Source organism: Corynebacterium sp. LaCa_282, from assembly GCF_057198125.1.
The window spans coordinates 1,335,950-1,354,732 of record NZ_CP191095.1; the positions used below are offsets into that span (position 1 = coordinate 1,335,950).

At 58.4% G+C, this 18,783-nt stretch carries 12 protein-coding genes and 3 tRNA genes; 11 read left to right on the plus strand and 4 right to left on the minus strand.

Translation table 11 applies throughout. From position 1 onward, the window contains the following. Window positions 1-32 precede the first annotated feature (32 nt). From ACP8KU_RS06260 to ACP8KU_RS06275, 4 genes are all read left to right on the plus strand, one after another. Complete coding sequence (locus ACP8KU_RS06260; RefSeq protein WP_023017840.1) at window positions 33-716, plus strand: IclR family transcriptional regulator; 684 nt, start codon at window positions 33-35, stop codon at window positions 714-716. A 217-nt stretch (window positions 717-933) separates the two neighbouring features. Then, a complete protein-coding gene (locus ACP8KU_RS06265) occupies window positions 934-1,227 on the plus strand; it encodes a hypothetical protein (protein WP_005282583.1) in 294 nt (97 codons plus the stop codon). Window positions 1,228-1,460: 233 nt separating this feature from the next. Continuing rightward, window positions 1,461-4,133: a YhgE/Pip family protein gene (locus ACP8KU_RS06270; RefSeq protein ID WP_484483464.1), complete on the plus strand. Its 2,673-nt coding sequence runs from the start codon at window positions 1,461-1,463 to the stop codon at window positions 4,131-4,133. After that, window positions 4,130-6,319 carry a YhgE/Pip domain-containing protein gene (locus tag ACP8KU_RS06275; protein ID WP_484483465.1) on the plus strand — a complete coding sequence of 730 codons (2,190 nt, stop codon included), beginning with the start codon at window positions 4,130-4,132 and terminating at the stop codon, window positions 6,317-6,319. Before ACP8KU_RS06270 ends, ACP8KU_RS06275 begins: the two co-directional genes overlap by 4 nt. Before the next feature lie 314 nt (window positions 6,320-6,633). On the opposite strand, the gene ACP8KU_RS06280 is transcribed toward ACP8KU_RS06275, so the two are convergent. The 4 genes from ACP8KU_RS06280 to gltX form a co-directional block, all read right to left on the minus strand. Next, window positions 6,634-6,706, minus strand: a tRNA-Glu gene (locus ACP8KU_RS06280). A 226-nt stretch (window positions 6,707-6,932) separates the two neighbouring features. After that, window positions 6,933-7,005, minus strand: a tRNA-Glu gene (locus ACP8KU_RS06285). Window positions 7,006-7,043: 38 nt separating this feature from the next. Continuing rightward, a tRNA-Gln gene (locus ACP8KU_RS06290) sits at window positions 7,044-7,115 on the minus strand. Between the two features lie 228 nt (window positions 7,116-7,343). Further along, window positions 7,344-8,837, minus strand: a complete 1,494-nt coding sequence (gene gltX, locus ACP8KU_RS06295) for a glutamate--tRNA ligase (protein WP_237801121.1) — start codon at window positions 8,835-8,837, stop codon at window positions 7,344-7,346. Window positions 8,838-9,070: 233 nt separating this feature from the next. Here gltX and ACP8KU_RS06300 point away from each other — a divergent pair, with 233 nt between their 5' ends. Genes ACP8KU_RS06300 through ACP8KU_RS06330 form a run of 7 tightly spaced genes read left to right on the plus strand, consistent with a single transcriptional unit; the run spans window position 9,071 to window position 18,768 of the window. Further along, window positions 9,071-11,548, plus strand: coding sequence for a choice-of-anchor M domain-containing protein (locus tag ACP8KU_RS06300; protein WP_484483466.1), 2,478 nt, complete (start codon window positions 9,071-9,073; stop codon window positions 11,546-11,548). Between the two features lie 57 nt (window positions 11,549-11,605). Further along, window positions 11,606-13,198, plus strand: coding sequence for a choice-of-anchor M domain-containing protein (locus tag ACP8KU_RS06305; protein ID WP_284624324.1), 1,593 nt, complete (start codon window positions 11,606-11,608; stop codon window positions 13,196-13,198). Next, a complete protein-coding gene (locus ACP8KU_RS06310) occupies window positions 13,198-14,703 on the plus strand; it encodes an anchored repeat ABC transporter, substrate-binding protein (protein ID WP_484483467.1) in 1,506 nt (501 codons plus the stop codon). The genes ACP8KU_RS06305 and ACP8KU_RS06310 overlap by 1 nt, the downstream gene beginning before the upstream one ends. Then, window positions 14,696-15,586 carry a choice-of-anchor M domain-containing protein gene (locus ACP8KU_RS06315; protein WP_023028720.1) on the plus strand — a complete coding sequence of 297 codons (891 nt, stop codon included), beginning with the start codon at window positions 14,696-14,698 and terminating at the stop codon, window positions 15,584-15,586. The genes ACP8KU_RS06310 and ACP8KU_RS06315 overlap by 8 nt, the downstream gene beginning before the upstream one ends. Continuing rightward, window positions 15,573-16,307 carry an anchored repeat-type ABC transporter ATP-binding subunit gene (locus ACP8KU_RS06320; protein ID WP_484483468.1) on the plus strand — a complete coding sequence of 245 codons (735 nt, stop codon included), beginning with the start codon at window positions 15,573-15,575 and terminating at the stop codon, window positions 16,305-16,307. The genes ACP8KU_RS06315 and ACP8KU_RS06320 overlap by 14 nt, the downstream gene beginning before the upstream one ends. Next, window positions 16,304-17,224, plus strand: a complete 921-nt coding sequence (locus ACP8KU_RS06325) for an anchored repeat-type ABC transporter permease subunit (RefSeq protein WP_023031088.1) — start codon at window positions 16,304-16,306, stop codon at window positions 17,222-17,224. Before ACP8KU_RS06320 ends, ACP8KU_RS06325 begins: the two co-directional genes overlap by 4 nt. Further along, window positions 17,221-18,768, plus strand: coding sequence for a choice-of-anchor M domain-containing protein (locus tag ACP8KU_RS06330; protein WP_484483469.1), 1,548 nt, complete (start codon window positions 17,221-17,223; stop codon window positions 18,766-18,768). The genes ACP8KU_RS06325 and ACP8KU_RS06330 overlap by 4 nt, the downstream gene beginning before the upstream one ends. The last annotated feature ends 15 nt before the right edge of the window (window positions 18,769-18,783 follow it).

The window sequence follows — 18,783 nt, forward strand, 5'->3', positions numbered from 1 at the left end:
AATCTCATAATTTGGGACGTAGATTTCATTATATGGGAGAGTATAGCGCAGTTTCCGGCATTAAGGTACTAGATCGTGCAATGGCCATCATGATGGCCGCCGCGAACCATCCATCGACCCTTAATGAATTGTGTGAAACCACGGGGCTACCTCGGGCGACGACGCACCGGCTAGCCACCGCACTGGAGGCACACCGCATCCTTGTCCGCACCCCTGAAGGAAAGTGGAAGGCCGGCCCCGCACTTCCCGGCAACCGCGATCACATCCTAGAAGTTGCGGGCCCCATCATGGATCAACTCCTCAACCGCACCGGCGAGTCCATTCAGCTTTATGAGTTCACGGGCACCACCCGCACCTGCATTGCCACCCGCGAACCCACGTCCGGCCTACACAACGTGGTCCCAGTAGGCCGCCAGCTGCCGCTGACCTCCGGTTCTGCAGCGCGCATCATCGCAGGCTATGTGGACTTTCCCCTAGACGCCGCGCAATTCAGCGCCGCCGATGTGGAAGCCGCTCGCCGCCAGGGCTATGCAGAATCCATCGAGGAGCGCGAAGCTGGCCTAGCCTCCATTTCCGCTCCCGTCTTTGATTCTTCCGGTGTTTTCCGCGCGGCACTGTCCATCTCCGGGTCCGCCGAGCGCTTCCGCCCCTCGCCCGCCAAGAAGTACGCCCACCTGCTTACCTCCGCCGCCCGAGAACTTTCGGAACTACTCTAGCTTTACAACCATCTCACCACTACCCCTGGGCCAACCGCTGGCCCAGGGTTTTGTCATGTTTTACCTCCACATACCCCGCTCCTCCGCGGTCTAATGAAAAAATATCGAAACTCTGCCGCGCGCTATTGAAACCGTACTGAAAACATGATTTAATGAAAACAGAGTGAAAACGAAAAGGACACTCCCCAACCACAAAGCGCAGAAAGGATTCATGATTATGACTCACGCTACCCACACTGAACACGAGCACACTCACGGTGAAGGCTGCGGCCACGTTGCCTTCCCACACGAGGATCACACCGACTTCGTGCACGATGGCCACATCCACCGCGAGCACGAAGGCCACTGGGACGAGTGCGAGACCACTGAGCACGTCGAGGCTGAGCCACACAGCGAGCACACCCACGGCGAAGGCTGCGGCCACGTAGCCGTCCCCCACGGCGACCACGTTGACTACATCCACGACGGCCACCGCCACGCCGCTCACGGCGATCACTACGACGAGCACTAAGCCTCGCCGCCAAGCGCCCCGCAGCGCCCGAGCGCCGCGATAATCCACCGCTTCGATGCATGGATTATCGCGGCGCTTTTCTACGCATTAGCCCAGCGTGAATTAACCTTTTATTAACCCTAGCCGCATTGATGCGCAAAGCACGGTGACTGAGAGGTAACCAAGCTATCAATTTCGCGGAATCTGCCTGCTTGACTATTAGTTAACACCGTTTCGGTGCTACGGTCTTTCGAGTGATTACTAGTTGGAAGCTTTTTCTCCAAGACTTCGTCCGCCTGTGGCGGACGCCGCAAGTCTGGGTGATTCTCATCGGTTTGATGATTACCCCTGCCTTATACTCTTGGGTCAACGTCTCCGGTTTTTGGGATCCCTATGGCAATACCGAACACCTCAAGGTAGCCGTGGTGAATGAGGACAAGGGTGCCTCGTCAGATCTCACCGGCGATATTGACGTCGGCGGGCAGATGATGGAAAAGCTGCACAACAACGACAAACTCGGCTGGCAGTTTATGGACCGCGGCGAAGCCGAGCACGCGGTGAAATCCGGCGATGTTTTTGCCTCCATCATCGTCCCGGAGGATTTTTCTTCTGACTTTGTCAGCCTCTTCGAGGGCACGTACTCTCAACCCACCTTGGAGTATCAGGTCAATGAGAAGATCAATGCCATTGCCCCCAAAGTCACTGACTCCGGTTCTTCTACTCTCGAAACCACGATTAGCGCCACGTTTAATGAAAATGTCGCGAAATCTGTAGCCACCGAGTTGAGGAATTCCGGCGGCGATCTCAGCGATAAGATCAATAGCACCGCGGGCAATACCGCGAATTCCTTCTCAGAGACCGCCGATACCGTGGCCAATTCCCGCAATTCCCTGACAGATGTCACCGCCACTATCGACGATGCTCGCCCCACCATCGCGCAGGCGCGCAAGTCCCTGGGCTCCGTGCAGACCACGATCGATGACGCGCAGCAGGCCTTAAACCAGGTCACCGCCTTGACCGACGAGGTGCAAAAGGAAGTAACCTCCTTCGCTGACGATGCCACCGCCGCTTATATCCAAGGCACGACTGCGCTTGCCGATGGCACCGCGAACGCCAATGCCAATATCGGTTCTGTCACAGGGAAGTTAAACGGCGCTCTCAACCGCGTCGATGCCGCGACCGACGGCGCAGAGGGCATCCTTGGTCAAGCCGATAAGGCCATCGACCAATTAGCCGGTGTCGCTGCCCTGCCGGCCCTTCCCCCAGAGGTCTCGCAGCAGATCAATCAGTCAGTCTCTGAGCTGCGCGACCGCAATAACCAAAACCGCGCGGTGCTAGGTGAGCTCGATTCCCTCAATAGCGATACCAATGCCACCCTGGATTCGCTGAATAAGACCTCAGAATTGCTCAATTCCATGGCCGCCCAAGCGCGCGATGATTCCCATGGACTCCGCGATGACGTGGCCAACGGCCTGCCAAAGCTTAATTCCGCGCTTTCTAATGTCTCCGCTACCGCCGGACGCCTATCCGCCTCGCTCAACAGCCAGAAAGCGCTGGTTGGGCAAACGGACGGGCTTCTCGGGGGCGTCGACGAGCAGCTGACCCACGCCCAAGAAGTGGTAAAGCGCTTCTCGGTCGACCTGGATCGCGTCGAGGAAGGCCTGCGTTCCGCGCGGACCGATGTCATTGCCTTGAGCAACACGGCCACTAATAACACCGTGCTGAAGTCCGTCAATGGCCTTGATACGGACCACGTATCTTCCTTCCTCTCCTCGCCCGCAGAGATGGAAAGCCACGCGGTCTTCCCCGTTACCCACTACGGCTCCGGCATGTCCTCGCTGTTTATCAACCTCACGCTGTGGATCGGTGCCTTCATGCTCCTGATCATTTTCCGCGCCGAGGTTGACCCACAGGGCCGCCGGGATCTGACCATCAATAAGGCGTATTTCGCGCGCTTCTTGCTCCTCGGCTTTTTCGCCATTGCCCAGGCACTAATCGTGTCCATCGGTAACTTGGTCATTGGCGTGGAGCACGTCAGCGCCACCGCCTATGTCCTTACCTCCGTATTCATCAGCCTGTGCTACCTCAGCATTACCTATGGCTTGGTCTCGACATTTGGCCACGTGGGCCGCGGTATCGCGGTGGTCCTCGCCTTCATCCAAATTCCCGGCGCATCGGGCCTGTATCCCATCGAGATGACGCCGGACTTCTTCCGCGCCGTCCACCCCTTCTTGCCCTTTACCTACGGCATCGACGCCATGCGCGAGACCGTGGGTGGGTTCTACGGCACCCATTACATCCGCGATATCGCCGCGCTGACCGGTATGGCGGCTATCGCCTACCTCATGGGCACCTTCTTAAGGCGCGGGTTGTCCAACGTCACCATGCTGGTCAATGACGAGCTGGCCAAGGGCGGGCTCGTCATCAATGAGCAGGTCCACCTCATCGGCAGCCGCTACCGCTTCACCGATCTGTTGTATGCCTCCGCGGACCGCGAGGGATACCAAAAGAGCTTGGATACCAAGTGGATGACGGCCAGGAAGAACTATTCTCAGCTGATGAAGCTGACCATCGCCATCGGGTTGGCCTTAGTGCTCGCACTCGTGATTTGCTCGCGGTTCATGCAGGACCAAAAGGCGATCTTCTTCGGCATCGCGTGCCTCGTCGCGCTGATTGCGGTCGCGACCATTTGTTCGCTGGAATACGTGAAGCAAAGCATCGCGCACGATAACCGCCTGGCAGACCTCAGCGATGAGGAAATCCAGCAGCACCTTCAGCATCAACGCCGAAACCCCAACCAGTATCGGTTAGAAGATGTGCAATCGGATAAACACGCCGAAATATCTTCTACCCCACAATCGCAGGGCGATACTACAGATAAGCCCGCCGACGGCGGCGAAGAATCCGGAAAGGGAGATAAGTCATGAACAACATCCTGACCATTCTCCGCGATGACCTCAAGGCCATCCGTGGCAACGTAATGACCGCCGTCATCATTTTCGGCCTCGCCATTATCCCGCTGCTTTTTACCACCTTTAACGTGCTCGCCAGCTGGGACCCGTTTGCCAATACCAAACAGCTCAAAATCGCCGTCGCCAGTGAGGACGAGGGCCACCAAAGCGACTTAGCTTCGCTCAAGCTCAACCTAGGCGATGAGGTTTTATCCCAGCTCAGCCGCAACGACGAGATCAACTGGGTCCTTACCAATAGCGATGATGCCATTGAGGGCACCAAGTCCGGCGAGTACTACGCCGGCATCGTCTTGCCCAAGGATTTCAGCGCCAACCTTCTTACCTTCTATGTGGAAGGCACTGAGCCGAGCAAGCTGAATCTCTATACCAATGAGAAGAAGAATGCGCTGTCGACCACGATTACCCAGCGCAGCGCTACTGGTGTGATCGAAAAGATCGACGAGTCCTTCACCCGCGTCGTGTCCAATGTGGGCCTTGGTGTCATTTCCTCATTGGACCAGTACTTGGATGAGGGTGAAACCCAAGCTGCGCTCAATAACGTGCACCACCGCGTCAACACGGTGCAATCGCGCCTCGATGCGGCCTCAGGCACGGTCATGGCGCTAAGTAATCTGGTTGATTCCACCATTCCACTGACCCGAGCTGCCAATAACATCCTGAATGAGGCGGGAAACCAGGCGTCCAGCACCACGAATGACAACGGCGAGTCCCCCATCGACATCCTCAAATCCACGCTGGATGAGTCCACTGGTTCTTTGGACGCGTCCCTTGCCGCGACCATGCAGAGCTACGAGGCCCTATCCTCGCAGATTGAGGAATTGCTCAACAACGCCAGCGCCACCTCCGCGCAGACCGCTCAGACCTTCCGCACTGCCGCGGACCGCGTGGGACAGCAAACCGCTGCTTTCCAAGGTGTGAAGGACAGCATCCAAAAAGAAGCCGATAAGGTCAATCTTCCCGCCCCTGTGGCAGCGGGATATAAGGCCGTCATGGGGCAACTCGATGCCAGCATCGCCCAAAGCAATGCGCTGCACGATTCCTTGACCTCTACGGCCAATAACATCGACAACGGCGGAAAGTCCCAAGAGTCCAAGCAACAAACCCAAGCTGCGATTGCCAGCGCCAAGCAGGCCGTACAAAACGCCCGCAACTCCTATAACTCCAACCTCAAGCCGCAGTTAGCAGCCTTGGGCGATAGCGTGGGCACGGTGGCCAACGATATCGATGCGGTCAAGCGCGATATCGCGGGCGTCCGCAATACCATCTCCAATGACAACGATGCCCTCGTGCGGGCACGCGATCTGACCGCCGGCCTATCCGGCACCCTGCAGCAGCAGGCGGCCCGCTTTGGTGAGCTCAGCCAAAAGATCGATGAAATCCGCGACGGCGGCGATCTCAGCCAGCTCGCCGATCTCATCGGCGATGATCCAGAGCTACTGGCCTCCCGCATCGCCTCACCGGTCAATGTGGACCGCCAGCCCATCTACGAGGTTGCCGCCTTCGGTGTTGGTATGACGCCGTTCTACCTCACGCTCTCGCTGTGGGTCGGCGCCCTACTCGCCTGCGTGCTGGTACACACCAACGCCGAACGCAAGTACTTGAAGAAGAACGAAAACCTCGACAAGAAGGATCACTTCACCAGGAACCAAGTCTTCTTGGGCCGCTTCATCACCTTCGGGCTCATCGGCATCGCCCAATCCACCCTTGTGGTCCTCAGCCTGATTTTCTTCGTGGAGATCGAGCCCGAGCACCCATTCATGATGCTCTTTGCCTCGTGGATAATCACACTGGTGTTTATGTTGATAATCTATTCACTGGTTATCACATTCGATAGCGCGGGTAAGGCCCTCGCGGTGCTGCTCTTGGTTATCCAAGTCTCCGGTTCCGGCGGCGCCTATCCCCTGCCGCTGCTTCCAGAGTGGTTCCAAAATGTCAGCCCGTGGCTGCCGGCCACCTACGGCATCGACGCATTCCGCAGCGCCATCGCCGGCATTTATGAGGCCGATATCCTCCGCGAGCTCGGCATGCTCCTCCTCTTCGCCATCCCGGCGCTTATCCTCGGCCTGTTCTTGCGCCCCGCCATGGATAACTATCACAAGCGCCTCCAGAAGGCGATTAAGAAGACGAAGGTCATGGCCTAGCCACACGCCTACACACAACGCCCAGTGCAGCCTGAGAGGCTCGCTGGGCGTTGTTTTTGCAGTGCGGACCCATCTCCCTCCCTTGGCGCTCACAGGCAGCTGACCCCGCTCCAGTCCTCACTGAGCCAGTGAGCGCGAAGGGTGGGCTGCGGCTAAAGCAGACGCTTTCCGATGCCCCTTCCTCGCCCACCGTGCTCCCCAAAGCGCGCTGCTCAATGCGGCGCAGGAAGAGCCGTTTAAGCGCTCCAGAACACGCGAGAAGAAAATAGCAAAAGAAAAAGGCTGCGAGCGTTAAAGCTCGCAGCCAATATATGTACCCCGTACGGGATTTGAACCCGTGTTACCGGCGTGAGAGGCCGGCGTCCTAGGCCGCTAGACGAACGGGGCTCGTTCGCGCGTAGCAGGCAAATCAAAAGCTGTATTGCTTAAAGCTTGCTTGCTGCGGACTCGTTAAACAGTAAACGATGGGTAAACACAATACAAATCAGCAGATAGTAAGGAAATTCGCACCAGTAAATCCCCCAGTTAAGACCCACTTTGGTCCCGATTAAGCCGCAAGCGCACATACGAAAAATTCCTCCAGCCGCAATGGTTGGAGGAATCATTTTATTTGTACCCCGTACGGGATTCGAACCCGTGTTACCGGCGTGAGAGGCCGGCGTCCTAGGCCTCTAGACGAACGGGGCATAGAACTAGTGAGCCTGCTTTAAAAGCATTTTCACTGCTGGCCTACCAGGACTCGAACCTAGAATGGCGGTACCAGAAACCGCTGTGTTGCCAATTACACCATAGGCCATTTGCTCACTCGCTTGGAACCGCACCGTTACCGGCTGTGCTCCCTTGCTCGCTGCAACGTGTTATAACTATAATGATCGTTGCCCAATGCGCCAAATCGCCAGCACAACCGGCATTTTTAGGCGTTTTCTTAGAGATAAAATAAAGCGGCGGATGACATCTGTGTAAGTTCGATGTTCATCCGCCGCTTTAGTGGGCTTTCTCCGTCAGGCTTCTGACGGTTCCGGTATTACTCGGCGGCCGAAACGTACGGAGTTACCTCGCGGGCAGCGCGCAGGCGCGCCAAGGTGGACTCTTTGCCCAGAAGCTCCATGGACTCAAAGAGCGGCGGCGACACCTGGGCACCAGAGATTGCTACACGCAGCGCGCCGTAGGCCTTGCGCGGCTTTAGCTCTAGGTCCTCGATGAGCGCCTTGGACAGCGCTGCCTCGATAGCGTCGGTCTTCCATTCCTCTACCGCTTCAAGGGTGTCAATTGCCACCTCGAGCGGCTGGACGGCGTCGTCCTTCAGGTTCTTCTTGGCAGCCTTCTCATCCAGGGTGAGCTCAGCATCGGGGGTGATAAGGAAGCTGAGTAGCCCGTAGGCATCGGCAAGCGTCTTAATGCGCGTTTGCACCAAGTCCGCGGCGAAGGCGAATTTCTCGCCGTCATAATCGGCCGGGAAGTCCGTGTACTCCGTCAGGTAGTTGCGCAGGCGGAAGGCGAACTCCTCGGGCTCGAGCAGGCGAATGTGATCGGCGTTGATGGCCTCGAGCTTCTTCTGGTCAAAGCGCGCGGGGTTACCCAGAACATCGTTGACATCGAAGTTCTCAACCAGCTCGTCCATGCTGAAGATGTCCTGATCCGCGGACAAAGACCAACCCAACAGTGACAGGTAGTTGAGCATGCCCTCCGGGATAATGCCGTTATCGCGGTGATTGAAGAGGTTGGACTGCGGGTCACGCTTGGACAGCTTCTTCTTCCCCTCACCCATCACGAAGGGAAGGTGTCCAAACTCTGGGGTAAATTCCGCGATGCCAATTTCCTTCAGCACCTCATACATGGCCAGCTGGCGCGGGGTGGATGAAAGCAGATCCTCGCCGCGCAGCACGTGGGTGATGCGCATCAGCGCGTCATCCACCGGGTTGACCAGGGTGTACAGCGGGGCGCCGTTGGAGCGCGCCACCACATAATCCGGCTGCGTTTCGGACTTGAAGGACATCTCACCGCGCACGAGGTCGGTCCAGGCCCAATCCTTGTCCGGCATGCGCAGGCGCCAGACAGGCTTGCGACCTTCAGCCTCGAAGGCATCGATCTGTTCCTGCGTCAGGTCGCGGTCGTAGTTGTCATAGCCCAACTTGGGATCGCGGCCGGCGGCCTTGTGCCGCTCTTCTACTTCCTCAGCGGTGGAGTAGGCGGGATAGACATGTCCTGCATCGATAAGCTTTTTGAGCACATCTTTATAAATGTCCATGCGCTGGGACTGCCGGTACGGTTCATGCGGGCCGCCTACATTAACGCCCTCGTCCCAGCCCAATCCGAGCCAGGTCAAGGAATCAATGATGGCCTGATAGGACTCTTCCGAGTCGCGGGCAGCATCGGTATCTTCGATGCGGAAAACCAACTTTCCGCCGGTGTGGCGGGCATAGGCCCAGTTGAACAGGGCCGTACGCACCATGCCAACGTGCGGGGTACCAGTGGGAGAAGGGCAAAATCTAACGCGAACTTCAGTCATGGCCACCATCGTAGTGGAGCCGCGGGACACAGTCCGCACCAGCCCAAACCATCGCCTCACTCACATACCTAAAAGTGTGCACCCATCTATGTGGACACACACAAAAGGGGGTAGACGATAACGGTATTCATTATAAACCCACAGGTAAATGGGAAACGGTTTCAGTTGATTATCCAGTAATAGGAATCATTTTCTATAGTTTCGGAGTGAACTACTGACAACTGCAGAAAGGTAACGCGCTGGTGGCTTCTCCTCGTATCCGCTTCATGGCCGCGCTCAGCACGATCGCGCTGATTACCCCGGCTACCGCCTACGCCGGTCCAGACGACGGCAAAAACATCGCGACCCAAACCCACGTCGACTCCCCCAAGAGCTTTTGGGAAAACGACAACTTCCTACTGAAATCCGAGTTTTCCGGTCAGACCCCGCTTATCGATGACACCGTTGCATGGATCGGCAAAGGCTATTCCCGCGAAGACGAAGACGGTAAGCGCCACCAGAACTTTATGTATTCCCTGCCGCAAAACGGTACGCAGGATTACATCGGCGACCCAGGCACCACGTACTACACTGCCCCGTGGCAAGCCTCCGCTAACCAACAGCCCATCTGGATCGGATTCGGTTCAAAGGGGCTTCCCGTGGAAAGTTTCCGCAACAACATCGCCTTCCTCGATCTTTTAAGCGTGGATGGCCCAGGGGACGTGGAGCTTTTTACCAATAAGGACGATAAAGACGGCACCGATCTCAATCGCATGCTGGGTTCGTTCGAGGACTCACCACACTCTGCATTTCTCGAACGTGGTAGCCACACTCACAACTACACGCTCTTTACCAAGCCCGGCCGTTATCGCTTGACCTTTCGCACCACCGCGCGCACGGCGGATGGGCAACTCGTGGCCAGTGAACCGCAGACCACCAGCTACCAAGTGGGTGGTCAAAAGCCAAAGGATGAAAAGACTCCGAGCCTCAAGGAACGTTTCGATAAATCCTCCTCCGGAGATGCCGCCGCTGCTGGCTACAGCCTGAGCATGGACAAAAAGCAGAACCTGGAAAAGGACGGTGACGATAAGCTCACCACCATTTCCTTTGATGCAAAGAATAAGGCATCCGGTACGCTTACGCTGCTTATCGATGGCTACTTCCTCACCGATCTGCCCGTCACCGATGGCCACGCCGAGTGGGATGAGTACATGGGCCCAGAATCGTCCAATATCCAGGCCGTCTTTACCCCAGAAGACGATGCACCGCGCTGGATTTCGCAGCAGGTGAAATTTACCCCCGGCTCTCCCGCCCACACCGATTCTTCCACTACCGAAGAGAAGTGGGAAGAAACCGAGACTCCGCGCCAGCTGGCTCCTACCGAAGAGGTAACGCTGCAAGAAACCGGCTATACGGTGCGGATGCGCAAACAGGGTGAAGAAGGAACCAAAATTATCATCGACATGGATGATAAAAACTTCAGCGGCGTGATGACTGGTGGTCTCTACAAAAACAAGAACGACGAGAAATCCTCTACTTCGGTGGAAGCAGCGATTACCAAGGGCCACGGAGAAGCCACTTTTACCTTCGGTAGGTACTCTGAAAACTACACTGCCAAAGTCAACGTCTTCCCGCACTCAACTGTCAAGGCCGGTCACGGAAGCACGGTGCTGACCGAGTCCTACAAATTCGATGAAAACTACGAAGTAAAAGACGAGCTTTCTACCAGCGCGGACGGGAACACCGCTACTCCAGGCGAAAAGCCTGGGGCCGGCGATTCATCCGCACCCAGCGATTCACCCGCGCCCGGTGATACGCCGGCACCATCTCAACCGCCACAGGACGAGGAAGCTCAGCGCTGCAGCGAAAAGCAGGTACTTGACCGTGGGCACGTCGATATCAAGGCACTGCCTACAGACGATGGTTTCCGTACCGTCCTTCGTGATGACACAGGACAAATTGATAAGAACTCGGTAGACCGCTCGCTAGATGACGTAGTGCTTGGCGTGCACAATAACGCGCTTACTCCTCGCGGCAAGCAGCTGGGTGATAAGAAATTCGATTTCCTTGGCAATATCGGTGACCGTTTTTACCACCTGCCACAAACGCAGAACCAAGCCATCATCTGGCCGGGGTATAACACCGAAAAATTGGATTACTCCAAGATGAAAGATGGCACGGTCAATTTGAACCTCAAGCCCACGCACACACCAGAGGGCGCTGAGTGGGGCGCATATATCGATAAGGCCAGGGGTGTCGGATATGACGTCCTTGCCAATTCCGCCGAAGACGACCACACGATCGAGACCACTTTCGCATCGCATAGGCATACCCATTGGGCTTTTACCAAGCCAGGAATCTACACGTTCGAGGCAACCTATACGGCAAGTACCACCGATGGCAAAGAACTTGCATCCGAGCCACAGACGTTGACCTTTGCCATTGGTGATGACGCGGTGAAGTCTTGTTCTACGCATGCGCCTTCCGATGCCCCATCGGAAAAGCCGTCCGAGAAGCCGTCCGACAAGCCTTCGGACTCGGCCAAGCCCTCGAAACCGTCTAAGCCTTCCAAGCCCTCGAAGCCGTCCGAGCCATCTAAGCCGTCAGCTCCTGCGGGCAACTCGTTTAATCCTTGGGCCCTGGTCTTGCCTGCGGTCCTTGGCATCACCTTCAAGGCCTTCTACAACTTCTTCCGCGACAACCAAGATCTCATTCGTGAGCGCTTTGGCTGGCGCATCTAATAACTAATCCGCAGCTAATGGGAACCCCAGCCCAGGCGATTTAAAGGAATATCAACCATGGATACCAACACCACTTCGCGCACCAGAGCCCACAGGCCTGGCAGCCGCATCATCGCGGCGGTGATTACCGCCCTTATCGCGTTTTTCGTTCCGGCCACACCAGCGTTGGCCTTCGAGGACGTCTTTGACTCCGGACATATCGATGCGTTCTACGTCACCGCGCCGGATGGCCAGCTGCACCTATCCATGCAGGAAGATGTCACCGGTTCACACGTCCAGCGCCCCGGCGATGACGTGCTGCTCCAGGTTGTGGAATCGGCATGGTCCGATGCCACAGAGGCCGTTCCCGAGATCGGAGAACCGACCTACTTCCTGCCCCAGACCCAGGACCCGAATATCATCTGGCCAGGCTGGGATACGCAGCCAGCACGCGATGGCGGCTTTACCAACATTGACTTCGAATTCACCAATATCTCTGGGCCAGGCTCGGTCTATGTCTTTGAAACCACTGGGTTTGGCAACGTCGGTGCCGTGACCAATTCCGGTTCGATGGAGCTCACCAGCGGCGAGGTTATTAACCAGCCGAGTCCCGCACACCGCCACGTTAACTGGGCCTTTAGTGAGGCCGGTACCTATGAGATGACCGTTCAGGCCTCCTCCAATGGCCAAACCAGTAACGCAGTGACCTATACCTGGCAGGTGGGCGAAGGCGGAGAGGCAGTCTCCGGTCACCGCTCTGCGGGCGGTTCTGGCGATGCAGATAACTCCGGCAATGACGCTGGACACAGCAATTCCGAGGGCGGCCAAGGCGGTAACGCTGCAAGTAGTGGACAGTCCACGGACCCAGAGTGCCGGCCGGGTATTATCCCGAAGATTAAAGACGATACGGTCTCGCCACCGCAGTGGCGCGATGCCGATGGCGCGACTTTCTACCTCTCCGATAATTCCGGCGTCGAGCTGCCAGAAGATGTTGGACCTGTTTCGGCCGGCCAGGCCTGGATGATTGGTTCTACGCAGGTCGATGGCGTGCCGTGGCTCGGTGCGAATACCCAGAGCCCCTCCATGCGCGAGCACATTCCGGGCGACGTTACCTGGGAACTCGTAGACATGAAAGGCCCTGGTGCCATGATGGTCTACAGCCAGGGTGGCCTGGGCAAGATCGTCGGCGATGAATGGTTCCGCGGCGCCAATGGTGCTGTGGAAGGCAGCTACAATATCGCGCCCAATACCCACGTGCACCCTAACTGGGTCTTCGAAAAGCAGGGTACCTACGACGTCACCATCCGCCAGGTGGCGCAAACCTCCGCCGGCAAGCAGGTGGCAGGCCAAGCAACGCTGCACTTTGTCGTCGGCGGTGGCAGGCCAGAGGGCTCCTTCGATAATGGCCACTTTGACCTGGGCGCGGAAGTGAACCCGGATGGCGGCGACTGTGGTGTTGGCGCCGCAGCCGGCGCGGGCTCTAATGGTTCCGGTTCTGGCCAGGATGGCGCTGGCGGTTCCGGTGCGAACGCATCCGGTAAGGGCGGCAACGCGGCTCTTGCCAATACTGGGACCCCCACCATGCCGCTTGGAATCGGTGTGCTCGGCCTGGGCATGCTGTTCCTTGGCCTAGGTATTGCACGCCTAGCTGTGGCGAGGGCAAAGAATTAATGCCAGTGCCCCACTACCGTTTCGTACCGCGCGGGCTGCAGGCCGTCGGGGCGCTCTTTAGCGTCTCCCTCCTTGCGGCAGGCTGCACGACCTCGGCAGCGGTGGATACCTCGGATCGCTTCAGCGTGGTGGCCACGACGCCCATTTTGGCGGATATGGCACGCCACGTCGCAGGCGAGGATGCTTCGGTCACCGGCCTTATCCCAAGCGGAAAGGACCCGCACACCTTTGAGCCAACGCTGCGCACAGTGCGCAACGTGGCCAATGCGGATCTTGCCTTGAGCAATGGATACCTCTTGGAACCGCAATCCCTGATAGATACCTTGCACGAGTCCACGGATGCGCCCGTGGTAGAGGTCGCTGACTCGGCCTCCACCCGCGGTGCGACCCTCGTACCGCTGGTTGAAGATGTCTCCCTGGATGCCATCTGGTTGGGCCTGCGCATTAGCGGTGCCGAGCAGCGAAACTCCGGCGTGGATTTCCGCATGGTCTCTGCCGATGGGCCAGGCGATGTCGCAGCCTACGTGGTCTCCACCTTCGGTACGCCGGAGGTGCTGTTTAATAGCGCCGATGGCATCGACGCTGGCGATGATTCGGTCACCCTCCCGGCCAATGCGCACACGCACGTCTCGTGGGGTTTTTCGGAGCCGGGCATCTATAAGCTGGGCTTTCAGGCAGATGGCACGGAGGTAGAGCACCTCACCGTCGCGGTGGGCGTGAACCCTCCGGAAGATATTGATGTCATTGATTCCGGCCACGTGGATATTGCCGCTGATGTGGCTAAGGGATCTATTGATCTGCGCGATCAAGACCAGCATTTTGATCCCGCCCATACCGCGGTGGCGGTCCCCTCCTCGGTTTTGCAGCCCATTCCGCCGGATCCCGCCTACCGCTTCTTGGGAACCCCCGGTGCGGATACGTACCTGCTCCCCCAGGCGGTCTTGGGTAAACACATCCACGGCGAGGTGGATCCGCACCTGTGGCACAACGTGGACAATGCCATTGCTTATGTCGATGTCATCGCTGAAGAAATGGCGAATGCGGATCCGTCCCACGGCGCCGAATACCGCGCCCGTGCTGAGTCCTATATCGCGGAGCTGCGCGAGCTTGACGGGTATGTGGACCGCGCGATCTCTTCCATCCCGCAGAGCAACCGCCACTTGGTCACCACCCACCACGGCTATGCCTACTTAGAGCAAGGCTATGGCCTGTCGGTGGCTGGGTTCGTGACGCCCAATCCCGCCATTGAGCCTTCGCCACGGGAGGTCATTGCCCTGCGCCGGACGCTGGAGAACCTGCACCTTCCCGCCGTCTTTGTGGAGCCGGTGGAACAGGCCAGCGCCAGCACGCTGAAAGAGGCCGCCACGCAGCAAAACGTGGAGCTGTGCCCCATTTACGGCGACACGCTTGATGATGCCGTGCCTACTTATATCGATCTCATGAAATTCAATGCTGACTCGCTGCAGCGTTGCCTACATCCTTCGAATGGAGATAACCATGCTTAACCTTGCCTCTCGAACCGTTACCCGCGCGGCCACTCGCACGGCAGCCTGCATCGTCACCGCCGGCTTGGCCGTATCCACAACGCCCGCTTGGGCCGGCGACCTCGCGCAGGTGGTTGGCGCGGATGAAACCGTGGCGCCAGAGGGCGAAGAAAAGGTCATCGATGCGGGCCACGTTGATATCGGCACGCTGCTAAGCGGCTCCGATGCCGAGCTATTGGCCCGCGATGATGCGGGTGACTCCCCGGTCTGGCGCCACCTTGATGACCTGGTGTTCTCGGTGGGCGATGCGGCCCAGCAAACGCTGCCGGATACCGATGATTTCAGCTTCGTCGGCGCCCAATCCGGCGAGGATGTGTGGGTTGTCCCGCAGACTGAGCAGGTCGGCGTTCCGTGGTTGGGCTGGAATACCCAGGCGCCTTCGCTTGTCGATAACGCCGATCGCGGCGTCACCATGGAATTCCTCGGCCACTCCGGACCAGGAGATTTTTCCCTATTTTTGCAAAACGGCGGCTTTGAGGCACCCCAGCTACTGTGGTCTACGGCAGAAAAAGGCGAGTCTGAGTTCTGGGTAGACCTCAATACGCACACCCACGCCAACTGGACTTTTACGGAGCCGGGCACCCACCAGGTGGGCATCCGGATCAAGGGCGAGACCACAAACGGCGAGGAGTTTAGTACCGACGGCGTGCTGACCTTCGCCGTGGGCGATGGCGCAGACATCCAGGCCGCCCAGGATGCGGAGTGGAACCCGGCAGACGCCACGACCGAGGATTCTTCCCTGCCGGTATGGGTTTATGTTTTGGTCGGCGGCGGAATCATCGTACTAATCGCCGGTGTTGCCGTGTTCGCGAAATCCCGCAAGCGGGGCGATGGCCATGTCTAAGCCGTGCATTCAGGTGCGCGGATTGCAGGTAGCCCTATCTGGCCGCACCGTGATTGAGGACGCCAACCTCGAGGTAGGTACCGGTGAATTCATTGGGCTTCTAGGCCCCAACGGTGCGGGTAAGACCACGCTGATGCGCTCTATTTTGGGCCTTATCCCCTCCTCCGGCACATGCTCCGTCACCGGCTCTGTGGGCTATGTTCCCCAGCGCCACGAGGTGGAATGGGGTTTTCCCATCAACGTGTACCGCACCGTGCTCAGCGGGCGTACCGGGCTCATTGGATGGTTCAAGCGCCCGAGGAAAAAGGATCATGCCGCCGCTGCGGAGGCGCTGCGCTTGGTGCATATGGAGGAATTTGCCTCCCGGCCCATTGAAGAGCTTTCCGGCGGCCAGCGCCAGCGCGTACTGATCGCCCGCGCCCTCGCCATTCAGCCGGAGGTCTTGCTGCTCGATGAACCTTTCACCGGGCTCGACGCCCCGAATACCGAGGCGCTTTTGGAGCTTTTCGCCGAGCTTGCGGAGCAAGGAAAATCCATCGTGATGTCTACCCATAACCTGTCTGAGGCGGCGCACACGTGCAAGCGCCTGGTGCTATTTAATCGCACGGTTATCGCAGATGGCCCCGCCGATGAGCTTTTGGCCGACAAGGATCCGTGGACCCGCGCGTTTGGCGTCAGTGCCTCGTCCCCGTTGCTCGCTGCGATTGGAGTGGCTGCATGATTGATATCTCATTTATCGATTTCCTGCGGGATTTAACCAATCCCCACCTCGATTTCCTTGCCCGGGCGGTGGGCATTTCGCTCATCGCCGCCATCGTGTGCGGGGTCATCGGCTGCTATGTGGTGCTGCGTGGCATGGCCTTTATTGGCGATGCCGTCTCGCACGCCGTGTTCCCAGGCCTGGCCATCGCCTTTGCGCTGCAGGCCTCAGTCCTCTTGGGCGGGGCGGTTGCCGGCGCGGTCGTCGCGGTGCTCATCGCCGCGTTTTCGCAACGCAACCACGTGCGCGCCGATTCCATCATCGGCATCTTTTTCGCCGCCGCCTTTGCCTTGGGCATGGTAATCATCTCGCGCACGGATGGCTATAGCGCCTCGCTGACCAGCTTCCTTTTCGGATCGCTCACCGGCGTTTCGCGCACAGATATTACCGTCGCCGCGAGCGTTTGCCTCGTGGTCCTAGCCGTGGTCGTGGCCTTTGGCCCGCAACTCAATGCCACGTGTTTGGACCGAGAGACCGCCCGCGCCATGGGCCTGCCGGTCTTTGCCCTGGATATCATTCTTTATCTGTGCGTGACCGCCGCGGTGGTCATTTCCGTAAGCACCATTGGCAATATCTTGGTTCTCGCCCTGCTGATTACCCCGGCCGCCACGGCGCGCCTGCTGACGGCCAACCTCACCACGATGATGTTCCTCTCGGCCATCATCGGCGCAGTGTGCAGCTTCTTCGGCATCTATTTGGCGTGGGCCATCGATCTTCCCGCGGGCGCGACCATCGTGTTAACGCTCACGGTCCTCTTCCTCATTGTCTGGGCCCTGCATCCCTTCCTGCGCTCTCGCCGCAAACCGGGCCACTCTTCTCCTCGCGTGCCAGCTAACGCTTCCGAGAACACCCCACGAAAGGAAACCATCGAATCATGAAACCTTTGTGCCGTACCGCTCTTGCTCTAGGCACCGCCGGATTCCTCAGCGTGGGAACCCTCACCGGAGTGGGTCTACCCTCTTCCGTTATGGCCACCGCGCATGCCGCAGAGACCTGCAGCGCCGAGGACTTTATCCGCATCACCGAAGGCCACCAAGACATGGCGCTCAAGGATGAAGGCGGGGATATCAGCTTTGTGGTCAAGGACGATCACAAACGCAAGGAATACCAGTCCGAAGAATTCGCGGTAGAGGTAGCGGAGAAGAACAAGCAGCGTATTTCTGATCTCAAGATCCCTTCCCTGCCCGACGAGGGATGGGTGCTCCCGCAAACCCAGATTAAAGACGTTCCATGGTTGGGCTTTAATACCCAGGAACTCTCGGAGGAATACCTCGGCTCGAAGCAGACCGCGACCTTAAGCATGGCCATCGCGTCTGGTCCCGAGGATGGGCGCATTGTGGCCTTCCAGAATGAGGGCATCGGCGATCTCAAAGTCCGTATGGACACCGAGGACGGCACCGCTTGGGACTATCCGGGCAGGTCCCACTCCCACCCTGCCTTCGCTTTTACCAAGCCGGGCACCTACGCCGTGAGCTTTACCTTTGAGCTTCCCGATGGCTCCCGCCACCACCTGCACGCCGGATTCCTCGTGGGCGATGACGCGGATGCAGCAGAGCTGTGCGGCGTGGACTACGACGAGTCCGATGATGCCGAAGGAAGCGTTCCTTCGGGCGGAACCTCCCGCCCAGATCAGCTGGCCAAGGACATCAAGGGAGTAGATAAGGCCATCGCGGGCCTGGATAAGGAGCTGGAAAATACCCTGAAGGAAGGCCAAAAATTCCTCGAGGGCGATAAGAAGAAGGACAAAGACGCCAAGGATAAATCTGGCGATAAGCCGTCTAAGCAGGGCCAGTCCGGTGGCTCCGGCGGATCCGGTGGCTCTGGTAAGAAGGCTGCCGAGAAAAACTCTGGTTCGAAGCAGGGGTCCAACCAAGGCTCCAAGTCTGGGTCGAACTCCGGATCCAACAAGGGATCGGCCCACGGTTCTGGGGCAGGCTCTGGTGCTGCGTCGCGCAATTCGGGTGGGGGCTCATCGAAGGGATCATCGTCAAGCAGCGGCTCTCGCTCCGGTTCTAAGGCCTCGCAATCCAAGTCTGGCGGAAATTCTGGCCAGAAATCCGCGGGCAAGTCCACCCCGCAGTCCAAGAGCAGCAAGTCTAAGGACAGCAAATCCAAGGGCACTAAGTCCGAGAACCGGAGTACGGCGCCAGCGCCCAACGCGTCCGCGGGCGGCAAGGGCCAGAACAATGAGGCGCTTGCCGATGCCGCCTACACCGCCTCGCTGACCAAGAGCAGCTTCTGGGCTGGCATCTTGGCAGGGCTCGGCGCATTCGCGCTCGTGCTAGGAATTGGTCTTTTGGTCTATGTCCAATTCTTCCGCAAGAAGGGCGCCGGCGAGCAGGCTGCACAACCCGAGCAGCCAGAGCAATCTGTGCCGCCGCAGGCCGATGATGCCACGACGCAGATTCCGCGCGTGCGCTAATGCTGCCCCGGGTTG